The sequence below is a fragment of the Geodermatophilus sp. SYSU D00742 genome, from assembly GCF_054049935.1.
In genome coordinates this window covers 24,690-37,126 of the sequence record NZ_JBJGYJ010000015.1, presented here as the reverse complement: position 1 = coordinate 37,126, position 12,437 = coordinate 24,690, and the positions used below count along the sequence as shown (strand labels likewise).

Genomic DNA, 12,437 nt, shown 5'->3' with positions numbered 1-12,437 from the left:
ACGGCCGCGGACCGCCCGGTGCCGGCCTGCCGGGGAGTTGTGTCATCCCGCGAGGTGCGGGCGCAAGGGGCCGGGGGCTCGGCCCCCCCGAAGTGGGGGCCGGGCAGGACGGGGAGTCGCCTCACCCGGTGATCCGCTGCCAGGCGCGGCGTAGCAACCCGCCGTCCGTGGCCGGTGGGAGGACCGCCACCGCCCGGCTGCCGGCCACCCCGAGGCCGGCGGCGTGCACCGGGTCGTCGAGCAGCCCGGCGAGGGCGAGGGCGAGGGCGGCCGGGTCGTCCGGTGCGACGAGCAGACCGGTCTGCCCGTGGCGGACCAGGAGCGGGGGCGCGCCGGCGGGGGTGGCGACGACGGGGCGCGCGCTGGCCAGCGCGTGCCGCAGCGCCGGCGGAGGGATCTCGCGGCCGCAGGGGGTCCGGTGGGGGAGTACCAGCGCGGCGCAGCGGTGCACCGCGGCCCGGACCGCGGCGTCGGGCAGCGGGCCCCGGAAGCGCACGGCGTCGTCCAGCCCGAGCTCCGCGGCGAGGGCCGGCAGCGCGTGGCGCAGCGGGCCGCCGCCGACGACCTCCAGGCACAGGCCGGGCCGGTCGTCGGCCAGCAGCCCGAAGGCGGTCAGCAGCGTGTCGATCCCACCGGCCGGCTCGAGTGGTGCGACGCCCAGCAGAGGGCGCGCGGCACCCACCCACGTCGTCGCCATGGCCCGTCCTCCCGTTGCCCCCCGTCGGCCCCCGGGTCCACTGGACCAGCCCGCCGGTCGGCCACGCACCTGGACGGGAGTCCTACGACCAGGTCAGGGGCCGGTCAGCCCCGGACGACCGGGCTCACCAGAGGCTCAGGGAGCGGCGGAAGATCCCGGCGACGTCCTCCTCGGTGACCTCCTTGGGCGCGGTGGCCAGCAGCCGCTGCTGCTTCATCGTGCCGTCGACCAGGTCGGGGATGTCGCCCTCGTCGTAGCCGACCGCCCCGATCCCGCCGGGGATGTCGATGTCGCGCATGAGGGCGGTCAGCACCGCGGGGAGGAACTCCGCGGGGTCGTCGGTCTGCTCGGCGCCCGGGTCCAGCAGTCGGGCGGCGCGCAGGTGCCGCTCGGGGTCGGCGTCGAAGGTGAACCGGAACGCCTCGGGTGCGGTGAGGGCGACGGACATGCCGTGCGGGACCATCGGCTCGTCGGCCGGGTAGTCCTTGGGGTGGAAGTCCTTGACGCGGCCGGCGATCGGGTAGGCGTTGGCGTGCGGGATGTGCACGCCGGCGTTGCCGAAGCCCATCCCGGCGAAGGTGGCGGCCATGGCCATCGCCGCGCGCGCGTCCTCGTCCTCGCCGTGGCGGACGGCGGTGCGGAAGGACCCGGCCAGCAGCGACATCGCCTTCTCCGCCCACATGTCGGCGATCGGGTTGGCGCCGCAGTAGGGCACCCGCTCCTCCGGCCGCTTGTGCTCGAAGGTCGTGTACGGGCGCGCGGTGTAGCTCTCGAGGGCGTGGCAAAGGATGTCCATACCCGACGCCGCGGTGACCCCGGCGGGCTGGCTGCGGGTCAGCGCCGGGTCGACGACGGCCATGGTCGGCCGCAGGCGGGCGTGGCTGATCCCGGTCTTCACCTTCAGCTCCAGCACGTCGAGCACGCAGATGGTCGTGCTCTCCGCCCCGGTGCCGGTGGTCGTGGGGACGGCGACCAGCGGGTTGAGCGGGTTCACCGGCGCCCGGCCCTCGCCCACGGGCTTGTTCACGTAGTCCATGAGCCCGCCGGGGTTGGTGGTGAGCAGGTTGATCGCCTTGGCGGTGTCGATGCTCGACCCACCGCCCACGGCGACGATCGCGTCCCAGGGCCCGCGTCCCCGGGCCCAGTCGACCGCGGTCTGCAGGCTCTCGTCGGTGGGCTCGACGTGCGCGCCGTCGAAGACGTGCGCCTCGATGCCGAACTGGGTCATCTGGTCGGCGACCCGCTGCGGGTGGCCGGTCGCGGCCACGCCGGGGTCGGTGACGACGAGCACCCGCTGCGCCCCGGTGAGGCTGAGGTCGTAGCCGATCTCGTCGGAGGCGCCGGAGCCGAACTTCAGCTGCGGGGCGCCGTAGGTGAAGACGCTCTCGGGGTGGGCGGGGGCGTAGGTGGACGAGGTCGCGGACATGGGCGGGGCCCCTCCTCGGACGTCGCGGCGGTCGGTGGCACGGTCCGTGTGGCACCTGCGAGTCTGCTGCCGTGGCCGGAGGTCGGCCAGCCCGGCGAGGGGGGGTGGGGGGGGGGGGGGGGGGGGGGGGGGGGCCCCCCCCCCCCCCCCCCCCCCCCCCCCACCACGGGATCACCCGGTCGGCGGCTCGTCCCGGCCCGACTCCTCGGCCTCGTCGGCCTCCTCCTTGGTCCTGTGCACCGCCCCGTCGGCGTGCTCCGGCGGGCCGTAGACGGTGTAGAGGACCAGCGGGTTGGGTCCGGTGTTGACGAAGTTGTGCTTGGTCCCGGCCGGCACGACGACGAGGTCACCCTGCGCGACCTTCTTCGTGTTCCCGGAGATCCGCGCCTCACCGGTCCCGCTGACGAAGGTGAGGATCTGGTCGATGTCCTCGTGCACCTCCTCGCCGATCTCGCCGCCGGGCGGGATCGTCATGATCACCAGCTGGGTGTTCTTCCCGGTCCACAGGACGCGGCGGAAGTCGGCGGACTTCTCCGCCTCGGTCGCGATCGTGTAGTGGATGACGGACGCCATCGAGGGCGCTCCTCTCGTCGGACGGTCTCGTGCGGCCGGGGCCGGCCGGCCCCGGCGGACGGCGGTCCTCCTGCCCGCCGACGTGCACGGTTAGTCCTGTCCCGACGAGGGAGTCGACCGCTCACCCGGCGAGGACGAAGCCCTCGTAGTCCTTGGCGGCGACCTCCTCGCACCGCTCGCGGTACGGGCCCACCCCGCCGATGTAGGGCATGAAGACCCGGGGCTTGCCCTCGACGTTGGAGCCCATGTACCAGGAGTTGGCGGTCGGGAAGAGGGTCGCGTCGCCGACCTCCGCGTTGTGGTCGACCCAGCTCTGCTCGGCCTCGGGGGTGGGCTCGATGGTGCGCAGGCCGTGCTCGCGGACGTACCGGATCGCGTCGGACACCCACTCCACGTGCTGCTCGATGGAGACCATCATGTTCGACAGCACCGAGGGGCTCTGTGGCCCGGTGATCACGAAGGCGTTCGGGAACCCGGCGACGGCGATGCCCAGGTAGGTGCGCGGTCCGGCCGCCCAGTGGTCGGTGAGCCTCTGCCCGCCGCGGCCCCGGATGTCGATCGAGGTGAGCGCGCCGGTCTGGGCGTCGAAGCCGGTGGCCAGCACCAGGGCGTCGAACTCGTACTCCTGGTCGGTGGTCCGCACGCCGGTCGCGGTGATCTCCACCAGCGGGGTCTTGCGCAGGTCGACCAGGTGGACGTTGTCGCGGTTGTAGGTCTCGTAGTAGTCGGTGTGCACGCAGATCCGCTTGGTGCCGATCGGGTAGTCCTTGGGGCACAGCGTCTCGGCGACGTCCGGGTCCTGGACGATCTCCCGGATCCGCTCGCGGACGAACTCCGCCGCGGTGTCGTTGGCGCCCCGGTCGGTGAGCATGTCGGTGTAGGCGGCCATGAGGTCGACCAGGGTGTTGTCCTTGTCGTTCCAGGCCTTCTCGTACCGCCGACGGCGGCTCTCCTCGTCGTCCTCGAGCGCGGCCTTCTCCGCCGGCGGGTGCGGGATGCCGAGCATCGAGGTCCGCGCGTCCTCGCGGAACTCGGGGTAGTGGGCCTTCATCTCCTCCTGGTAGCCCGGCGGGAAGGGGTGGTTGTGCGCCGGGACGGCGAAGTTGGGCGTGCGCTGGAACACGGTGAGGTCGGCCGCCTGCTGGGCGATGAGCGGGATGCTCTGGATGGCGGAGGAGCCGGTGCCGATGACGCCGACGCGCTTGCCGGTGAAGTCGACGCCCTCCCGCGGCCAGCGGGCGGTGTGGTACCAGTCGCCGCGGAAGCTCTCCAGCCCGGGGATCTCCGGCTTCTTGTAGATCGACAGGCAGCCGGAGGCGTGCACGACGAACTGCGCCGAGAGCACGTCACCGCGGTCGGTGCGGACTGTCCAGCGCTCGGCGTCGTCGTCCCACACCGTCGACTCGACGCGGGTCTCGAACCGGATGTCCCGGCGCAGGTCGTAGCGGTCGGCGACGTGGTTGGCGTACCGCAGGATCTCCGGCTGGGTCGGGTACTTCTCCGTCCACTGCCACTCCTGCTCCAGCTGCGGGTCGAAGGAGTACGAGTACTCCATGCTCCGGACGTCGCAGCGGGCCCCGGGGTAGCGGTTCCAGTGCCAGGTGCCCCCGACCCCGTCGGCCATCTCGATGACCTGGACCGAACAGCCGAGCTGCCGCAGCCGGTGGAGCATGTACATGCCGGAGAAGCCGGCACCGATGACCACGACGTCGACCGTGCGCGTCGCGCTGTCGGTGGCGGGGGCGGCGGTGTCCTGGTGGGCAGGCAGGGCCATGGAGGGGTCCTCCTCGTCGAGGGCGGGCGACCCGCGACCCGGCTGCCCGGGTCGCGGGAGCGGGGGGACCGGCGGCTGCGCACGCCGCTGTGTCCTGGGTCACACAAGCTAGGAGTCGCGTTCTCCGCTGGTCAAGGGCGGATGCAGCCCGGTGCGTGCGGAGGCCGGTGAGGGATCTCACCCCCGGCGGCGGAAGCACCCGCGCCGGGCAGACGTCGTCTCTGGGGTGACCCCGGAGACCGCCACCCGCCCGACGGCCCGCGCCTACACCGTGTGGCTGGTGGCGCTGGCCGCCTACGCCGTCGCCGTCTTCCACCGGGCCTCCCTCGGCGTCGCCGGGGTGGAGGCGCAGGAGCGGTTCTCCGCGGGCGCCTCCGCCGTCTCGCTGTTCCTGGTGCTGCAGCTGGTGGTCTACGCCGGCATGCAGGTGCCGGTCGGCGTCGCCCTGGACCGCTTCGGCTCGCGGAACCTGATCCTGGCCGGCGCGGTGACCATGGCCGCCGGGCAGGCGCTGCTCGCCCTGGCCGGCGACGTCCCCACCGCCGTGGCGGCGCGGGTGCTGGTCGGGGCCGGCGACGCGATGACCTTCGTCAGCGTCCTGCGCGTGATCGGCTTCTGGTTCCCCGGGCCGACGGTGCCGCTGATCACCCAGCTCACCGGCATGCTCGGCCAGTTCGGGCAGATCGTCGCCGCCTATCCGCTGGTGGCCCTGCTGCACTCCACGTCGTGGGAGGCCACGTTCCTCGGGGCCGCGGCCGTCGGGGTGCTGGTCGCCGTCCTGGTCGTCCTCGCCCTGCGGGACGCGCCGCCGGGCACCGAGCTGGCCACCCCCGCCGGGCTGTCGGAGGTCCGGCGCAGCCTCGCGCTCACGTGGCGCGAGCCGGGCACCCGGATCGGCCTGTACACGCACCTGGTCACCCAGTTCTCCGGCACGGTCTTCGCGCTGCTCTGGGGCTATCCCTTCCTCGTGGTCGGCCAGGACCGCAGCCCCGCCACCGCGGCCGGCCTGCTCACCCTGCTCGTCGTCGTCGGCATCCTCGTCGGACCGCTGCTGGGCCGGCTCTGCGGGCACTGGCCGCTGCGCCGGTCGGCGCTGGTCTTCTCGATCCTCGCGCTCACGGCCGCCACGTGGACCGTCGTCCTGCTGTGGCCCGGCCCGGCGCCGCTGCCGCTGCTGGTCCTGCTGGTCGTCGTCCTGGGCACCAACGGGCCCGGCTCGATGATCGGCTTCGACTTCGCCCGCACCTGGAACCCGGCCGAGCGGCAGGGCAGCGCCAGCGGCGTGGTGAACGTCGGCGGCTTCCTGGCCTCGCTGCTCACCATCCTCGCCGTCGGCGCGGTGCTCGACGTGCTGACCCCCGGCGCCTCGACCGACTACTCGCTGGATGCCTTCCGTGCCGCCTTCGCCGTGCAGTACGTGTTCTGGGCGATCGGCCTCGTGGGGGTGCTCCGGCACCGGCGGCAGCTGCGCCAGCGGCTCGCACGGGACGGCGTCGTCCTCGCCCCCCTCCACGTGGCCGTCGGCGCCCGGATGCGTGGCGGCTCCGCGTACCGCTGAGTCCACCGCCTCACCGGCCGTAGCCGTTCCGGTACGGGGTGGCGAGCTACGCCGGGGAGCCCCGCCAGCCGCGATCGCGGCCCGCTGCCGGGCCGCCGCCGTCTGGCACCGTGCGGTCGCCAGCACGACATCGAGCTGTCCGGGCGTCCGGCCGGTCCATGACCCGGACGCGGCCGCACGCCGCGGCAGGAGGGAGGCCCCGGTGTTCCGACACGACGAGGTCGAGGTCGCCGACGGCGTCCGGGAGGCCGACCCCCCGGGCGGAGCGGGCGCGCACCGGCGCCCCAACCTCGCCGGGGACCTCGACACCATCCTGGAGGGCCGGCCGCTGTTCCGGACGGCCCTGCGCGGCTACGACCGGCTGCAGGTGGACAACTACGTCTCCTGGGCCGAGACCGAGCTGACCGCGACCCGCAGGGAGAACGACGACCTGCTCTCCCGCTACGGCACCTGCTCGGCGGAGCTGGAGATCTCCCGCCGGCTGCTGGCCTGCTCACCCGAGGGCCGCGAGCTGGTCAAGACCTCCGAGCGGGTCGGTGAGATCCTGCGACTGGCCGCCGACGAGGCCGCCGGGCTCACCGAGGCGGGAGCCGCGGAGGCCGACCGGCTGCGCGCCGAGGCCCGCGCGGAGGCCGACGCCCTGCTGCACCGGGCCACGGAGGTCAAGGACGCCGCCCTCGCCGAGAGCCGCCGGGCCGAGGAGGAGGCCCGCGCCGTCCGCGAGGAGGCGGCGGTGCGGTTGCGGGAGGCCGCGGCGGAGGCCGACCGGATCATCGTCGCGGCCGCCGCCGAGCGGGACCGGCTGGCCGTCGAGGCGGCCGAGGAGCGGGAACGCCTGGCGGCGGAGGCGCGTGCCGAGCGGGAGCGGCTGGCCGCCGAGGCCGACGCCGAGCGGGCGCGGCTGCTCGCGGAGGCCCGGGCCGAGCACGACCGGCTGACCGGCGAGGCCCGCGGTGCCGTGTGCCGCCTGGCCGCACAGCTCGACGACGCGGTCGGCACCCTGGCCGGGTTGCTCGCCGAGGCCCGGGCCGGCGAGCCACCGCAGCCCGCGGAGCAGCTGGCCTCCTGAGCGCCCGGCGGCGCCCGCCTGGCGGCCCGCGCTCCCGCCGAGCACGATCGCGGCAGGACAGCGGAGCCGGTCAGGGGGTCGTCGTGGACGTCGTCGTCGGGCTGGACTCGGGGACGACGGCGACCAAGGCGGTCACCGCCGGCACCGACGGGCGGGTGCGCGACGTCGTCAGCGTCGGCTACCCGCTGCTGGTCCCCGCACCCGGCCGCGCCGAGCTCGACGCCCGGCGCCTGCAGGCGGCCGCCGTGGAGGCCCTCGCGGCGGTCGCCGCACGCGCCCGCGAACGCGGCGACCGCGTGGTCGGGGTCGGCCTCAGCGCCGCCATGCACGGGCTGGTCCCGATGGACGACGACGGCGTGCCGCTCGGCCCGCTGGTGACCTGGGCCGACGACCGGGCGGCCCGCTGGGCGGCGGCGCTGGTCGAGGACGGCCGGGCCGCGGACCTGCACGCCCGCACGGGCACACCGGTGCACCCCATGTCCCCGCTGGTGAAGCTCTCCTGGGAGCGGGCCGAGGACCCCGACCTGGTCACCCGCACCCCGCGCTGGGGCGGGGTCAAGGAGCTCGTGGTCGCGGCCCTGCACGGCGGCCGGCACGTCGTGGACCGGTCGTGCGCCTCCGCCACCGGCCTGTACGACATCCACACCGCCCGGTGGGACGACGAGGCGACCGCGATCGCCGGGGTCCGCCCCGCCCAGCTCGGCGACGTGCTGCCCACGACGGCGGTGCTGCCCGGCCTGCGCCCCGAGGTGGCCGCGGCGACCGGGTTGCCCCGCGACCTGCCGGTGGTCGTCGGTGCGGCCGACGGCGTGCTGGCCAACCTCGGCATCGGGGCGGTGCGGCCGGACGTCGCGGCGGTCTCCCTGGGCACCAGCGGGGCCATGCGGGTCGTCGTCCCGCGACCGACCGTCGACCCGGGGCGCCGGCTGTTCTGCTACGCGCTCACCGACGAGCACTGGGTGGTCGGCGGTGCGGTGAACAACGGCGGCTCGGTGGTGCGCTGGGCCGCGCACGCCCTGGCCGCCGGCTTCGGCACGCCGCAGCCCGAGGGTGAGGACGCCGACGCGCTCGACGCGCGGCTCCTGGACGAGGCAGCGCAGGCGCCGGCCGGGAGCGCCGGGCTGCTCTGCCTGCCCTACCTGCTGGGGGAGCGGGCGCCGTGGTGGCGGTCGGGTCTGCGCGGTGCCTACATCGGGCTGCGCCGGGAGCACCGCCGTCCGCACCTGGTGCGGGCCGCGGTCGAGGGGGTCTGCCAGCAGCTGGCGCTGGTCCGCGACGCGTTCGCCACGACCGACCTGCCGGTGCGGGAGGTGCGCGCCACCGGCGGCGCGGTGGCCTCGTCGCTCTGGGTCCGCACCCTCGCGTCCGCGCTGGACCTCCCGGTGCGGGTGGCCGAGTCCCCGGAGGGCACCGGCCTGGGCGCGTGCCTGCTCGGGCTGCACGCCCTGGGGGCGCTGCCCGACCTCGACGCGGCCACCGCGCTCGTGGAGGTCCGCGACCCGGTGGTGCCCGACCCCGGGGAGGTCGCCCTCTACGCGCGGCTGCGCCCGCTGGTCGACCGCTCGACCCAGGCGCTGGCCGACGTGCTGTCCACGCTCGACGAGCTCGACGACCCCGCCGACCCGCCCGGGTGGGGCCCGCCCGCCGACGCCGCCGCGGCGGCCGCCGACCCACCGTGAGGAACGGTCCCGTGGCAGGGTGACCGCCATGAAGCGCGGGTCCCGTGCCGCAGCCGCCGCTCTGTCCGCCGTCGCGGCCGTCGCCGCCCGTGACCTGCTGCAGCGTGAGCACACGCTGCTGCGCAACTTCCCGGTGATCGGCCACGCGCGCTACCTGCTGGAGTCGGTGGGCCCGGAGCTGCGCCAGTACCTGGTCGCGGGCAACAACGAGGAGCGCCCGTTCACCCGCGACCAGCGCCGCTGGGTGTACGCCTCGGCGAAGAAGGCGAACAACTACTTCGGGTTCGGCACCGACAACGACCTCGAGTACACCGCCGGCTACCCGGTCATCAACCACAAGACGTTCGGGTCCGCCGTCCCGCCGTCGTCCCCCATGTCGGCCCACGACGTGACGCTGCCGGCGGCCAAGGTGGTCGGTGGCCCGCGCGGCCGGGCGGGGGCGTTCCGCCCGGCGTCGGTCGTGAACATCTCGGCGATGAGCTTCGGCTCCCTGTCGGGGGCCGCGGTCGAGGCGCTCAACCGCGGTGCCGCGCTGGCCGGCTGTCTGCAGAACACCGGCGAGGGCGGCATCTCGGTGCACCACCGGCACGGCGGCGAGCTGGTGTTCCAGATCGGCACCGCCTACTTCGGCTGCCGCGACGAGCACGGTCGGTTCGACCTCGACCGGCTCAAGGACCTCGTCGCCTCGGCGCCGGTGCGGGCGCTGGAGATCAAGCTCAGCCAGGGCGCCAAGCCCGGCCTGGGTGGGGTGCTGCCGGGGGCCAAGGTGTCGGCGGAGATCGCCGCCGCCCGCGGCGTCCCGGAGGGCGTGGACTGCGTGAGCCCCTCGCGGCACGCGGAGTTCTCCGACGTCGACAGCCTCCTGGACTGGGTGGAGCTGCTCGCCGCCGAGACCGGGCTGCCGGTGGGCATCAAGTCCGCCGTCGGCGACATGGGGTTCTGGCACGAGCTCACCGACCTGATGAGCCGCACCGGCCGCGGCGTGGACTTCGTGACCGTGGACGGCGGCGAGGGGGGCACCGGCGCCGCGCCGCTGATCTTCACCGACTCGGTGTCGTTGCCCTTCCAGCTGGGCTTCGCCCGGGTCTACTCGACCTTCGCCCGTGCGGGGCTGCACGAGCAGGTGACCTTCATCGGGGCGGGGAAGCTCGGCCTGCCCGACAACGCGATCGTCGCGTTCGCACTCGGCTGCGACATGGTCAACGTCGGCCGCGAGGCGATGCTGGCCATCGGCTGCATCCAGGCGCAGAAGTGCCACACCGACACCTGCCCGACCGGGGTGGCCACCCAGAACCCGTGGTTGGCCCACGGGCTGGACCCGGGGCTGAAGTCGGTGCGGGCGGCCAACTACGTCGAGACGCTGCGCCGGGACCTGTTCAAGGTCGCCGAGGCCTGCGGGGTGCTGCACCCGGGCCTGATCGGACCCGACGCGGTCGAGGTGCTGACCGGCCGCACGGCCTCCACGCCGCTGGCGGAGGTCCACGGCTACCAGCCGGACTGGGGCCTGCCCTCGGCCGAGGACCGCGCCGCGGTGGTGGCGCTCATGGAGGGACGCGGGCCACAGGGCGGCTCGGCGCCGTCCTCACCCGACGCCACCGGCTGACCGCTCCGGGAACGGTCCACCGGCGGTCACGCCCGCGCGCCCCGGGGTAGCGACGCGCGTGCCGCCCCGATCGGCCCGCGCCCGGAGGCCCCCGTGGAGCCCGCCCGGCACCCCCGGGCCGCTAGCTTCGCCGTTCACCTGTGGTCCCGAGCCCCGGAGGACCTCCATGGCGGGTTACGTCTACCGGTGCGACACCTGCGGGCCCTGGGAGGTCCGCCGTCCCATCGGCACCGCCGAGAGCACCGGGCGGTGTCCCGCGTGCGGCCGGGAGGGCCGGCGCGTCTACACCGCACCCCTGCTCCGCCGCACCGCCGCCCCGGTGGCCGCCGCGCGGCTGCGCGAGGAGGCGAGTGCGGACGCGCCCACCGTGACCACGGCGGTGCCGCGGGCCGCCGGCCGCCCGGCGCCCCGCGACCCGCGATGGGACGCGCTGCCCCGGCCCTGACGGCCCCGGGCCCGCGTCCCCCTGGACGGCCCGTCTCCCCACGGGCTGACGCTCACCATCAACGCAGATCGGAGAGTGGCGACATGCCAGACGTGGTGTTCACCGTCGACCAGGCCAAGTCCATGCGGGACCAGGCCGTACCCGGTCACAACCGCTGGCACCCGGACGTGCCGGTCGCCACGATGGTGCGGCCCGGGCAGAGCATCCGGGTCGAGTGCCGGGAGTGGACCGACGGCCAGATCGGCAACAACGACTCGGCCAACGACGTCCGCGACGTCGACCTGAACCGGGCGCACATGCTCAGCGGGCCGATCGGCGTCGAGGGCGCCGAGCCCGGCGACCTGCTCGTGGTCGACATCCTCGACCTGGGGCCGGTCCAGGCGCCGCAGGAGTACGGCGACGCCCCCGGCCAGGGCTGGGGCTACACCGGCATCTTCGCCAAGGTCAACGGCGGTGGCTTCCTGACCGACTACTTCCCGGACGCCTACAAGGCGATCTGGGACTTCCAGGGCCAGGTGGCCACCTCGCGCCACATCCCCGGTGTCCGGTACACCGGGCTGACCCACCCCGGGCTGTTCGGCACGGCACCGTCGGCCGACCTGCTCGCGAGGTGGAACGAGCGGGAGCGGGCGCTCATCGCGACCGACCCCGACCGGGTGCCGGCCCTCGCGCTGCCGCCCCTGGAGGACCAGACCCTCGGCGGGACGGCCAGCGGCGACGTGCTCGACGGCATCGCCCGGGACGGCGCCCGCACGGTGCCGGCCCGCGAGAACGGGGGCAACCACGACATCAAGAACTTCTCCCGGGGCTCGCGGGTCTTCTACCCGGTGCACGTCCAGGACGCGAAGCTCTCCGGCGGCGACCTGCACTTCAGCCAGGGCGACGGCGAGATCACCTTCTGCGGCGCCATCGAGATGGGCGGGTTCATCGACTTCCACATCGACCTGATCAAGGGCGGCATGGAGACCTACGGCGTGACCACCAACCCGGTGTTCATGCCGGGCAACGTCGAGCCCCGCTACTCGGAGTTCCTGACCTTCATCGGGGTCTCGGTCGACCACGAGACCAACACGAACAAGTACCTGGATGCGACGCTGGCCTACAAGCGGGCGTGCCTGAACGCCGTCCGGTACCTGGAGAAGTTCGGCTACTCGGGCGAGCAGGCGTACCTGCTGCTCGGCTCGGCGCCCATCGAGGGCCGCATCAGCGGGGTGGTCGACATCCCGAACGCCTGCGCGTCCCTCTACCTGCCCACGGCGATCTTCGACTTCGACATCCGTCCGTCGGCGTCGGGTCCCGTGCGCGCCGACCGGGGTCAGTGCGCCGTGACGTCGTGACCGCACGGCGGGCGCCGGTCCGGGCCGGCTGACCGCGCCTCCCCGGACCGGGCGCCGTCCTCAGGCGGCGTCCGGTTCGGCGAGGCGCCGGACCGTGGGCCGGGCGGTGACAGTCACCGGCCCACCGCAGTTCCAGCACATGGGCCCGGGGCGGTCGTCGTCGACGGCGTCCTGGCCGCCGACCTCGCAGGGCATGCAGGTCCAGCAGACCTCGATCCGGCTGTCCACGGGTGCTCCTCGGTGTTCCGTCCCCGGCCGCCGGGTGTTCGAGGCCGT

Annotated in this window: 11 protein-coding genes; 6 read left to right on the top strand and 5 right to left on the bottom strand. The window is 74.8% G+C overall.

What is annotated here, in order from left to right; translation table 11 throughout:
- Window positions 1-121: 121 nt before the first annotated feature.
- The 4 genes from ACI78V_RS12350 to ACI78V_RS12335 form a co-directional block, all read right to left on the bottom strand.
- Window positions 122-697, bottom strand: a complete 576-nt coding sequence (locus tag ACI78V_RS12350; protein ID WP_456851197.1) for a glycosyltransferase — start codon at window positions 695-697, stop codon at window positions 122-124.
- 124 nt (window positions 698-821) lie between these two features.
- Entirely contained in the window at window positions 822-2,123 is a 1,302-nt protein-coding gene (locus ACI78V_RS12345; protein WP_456851196.1) for a hydroxyacid-oxoacid transhydrogenase, read from the bottom strand.
- A 171-nt stretch (window positions 2,124-2,294) separates the two neighbouring features.
- Window positions 2,295-2,696, bottom strand: coding sequence for a cupin domain-containing protein (locus ACI78V_RS12340; protein WP_456851195.1), 402 nt, complete (start codon window positions 2,694-2,696; stop codon window positions 2,295-2,297).
- Between the two features lie 121 nt (window positions 2,697-2,817).
- On the bottom strand, window positions 2,818-4,470 hold the full coding sequence (locus ACI78V_RS12335) for a flavin-containing monooxygenase (RefSeq protein ID WP_456851194.1): 1,653 nt from the start codon (window positions 4,468-4,470) through the stop codon (window positions 2,818-2,820).
- A 226-nt stretch (window positions 4,471-4,696) separates the two neighbouring features.
- On the opposite strand from ACI78V_RS12335, the gene ACI78V_RS12330 reads away from it, so the two are divergent.
- From ACI78V_RS12330 to fmdA, 6 genes are all read left to right on the top strand, one after another.
- Complete coding sequence (locus ACI78V_RS12330; RefSeq protein ID WP_456851193.1) at window positions 4,697-6,028, top strand: MFS transporter; 1,332 nt, start codon at window positions 4,697-4,699, stop codon at window positions 6,026-6,028.
- A 202-nt stretch (window positions 6,029-6,230) separates the two neighbouring features.
- Window positions 6,231-7,097 (top strand): hypothetical protein, encoded by an 867-nt coding sequence (locus ACI78V_RS12325; RefSeq protein ID WP_456851192.1) that lies wholly within the window; start codon window positions 6,231-6,233, stop codon window positions 7,095-7,097.
- Between the two features lie 83 nt (window positions 7,098-7,180).
- Complete coding sequence (locus ACI78V_RS12320) at window positions 7,181-8,776, top strand: gluconokinase (protein WP_456851191.1); 1,596 nt, start codon at window positions 7,181-7,183, stop codon at window positions 8,774-8,776.
- 28 nt (window positions 8,777-8,804) lie between these two features.
- Window positions 8,805-10,379, top strand: a complete 1,575-nt coding sequence (locus ACI78V_RS12315) for an FMN-binding glutamate synthase family protein (protein WP_456851190.1) — start codon at window positions 8,805-8,807, stop codon at window positions 10,377-10,379.
- A gap of 166 nt (window positions 10,380-10,545) precedes the next feature.
- Window positions 10,546-10,824, top strand: coding sequence for an FmdB family zinc ribbon protein (locus tag ACI78V_RS12310; protein ID WP_456851189.1), 279 nt, complete (start codon window positions 10,546-10,548; stop codon window positions 10,822-10,824).
- A gap of 83 nt (window positions 10,825-10,907) precedes the next feature.
- On the top strand, window positions 10,908-12,161 hold the full coding sequence (gene fmdA / locus ACI78V_RS12305; RefSeq protein ID WP_456851188.1) for a formamidase: 1,254 nt from the start codon (window positions 10,908-10,910) through the stop codon (window positions 12,159-12,161).
- 60 nt (window positions 12,162-12,221) lie between these two features.
- On the opposite strand, the gene ACI78V_RS12300 is transcribed toward fmdA, so the two are convergent.
- Window positions 12,222-12,389, bottom strand: a complete 168-nt coding sequence (locus tag ACI78V_RS12300) for a hypothetical protein (protein WP_456851187.1) — start codon at window positions 12,387-12,389, stop codon at window positions 12,222-12,224.
- Window positions 12,390-12,437: the final 48 nt, after the last annotated feature.

What these genes read in the sequence shown, in the direction of transcription:
- ACI78V_RS12350 (WP_456851197.1), bottom strand. Translation starts at nt 697, where the DNA reads ATGGCGACGACGTGGGTGGGTGCCGCGCGCCCTCTGCTGGGCGTCGCA.
- ACI78V_RS12345 (WP_456851196.1), bottom strand. Translation starts at nt 2,123, where the DNA reads ATGTCCGCGACCTCGTCCACCTACGCCCCCGCCCACCCCGAGAGCGTC.
- ACI78V_RS12340 (WP_456851195.1), bottom strand. Translation starts at nt 2,696, where the DNA reads ATGGCGTCCGTCATCCACTACACGATCGCGACCGAGGCGGAGAAGTCC.
- ACI78V_RS12335 (WP_456851194.1), bottom strand. Translation starts at nt 4,470, where the DNA reads ATGGCCCTGCCTGCCCACCAGGACACCGCCGCCCCCGCCACCGACAGC.
- ACI78V_RS12315 (WP_456851190.1), top strand. Translation starts at nt 8,805, where the DNA reads ATGAAGCGCGGGTCCCGTGCCGCAGCCGCCGCTCTGTCCGCCGTCGCG.
- ACI78V_RS12310 (WP_456851189.1), top strand. Translation starts at nt 10,546, where the DNA reads ATGGCGGGTTACGTCTACCGGTGCGACACCTGCGGGCCCTGGGAGGTC.
- fmdA (WP_456851188.1), top strand. Translation starts at nt 10,908, where the DNA reads ATGCCAGACGTGGTGTTCACCGTCGACCAGGCCAAGTCCATGCGGGAC.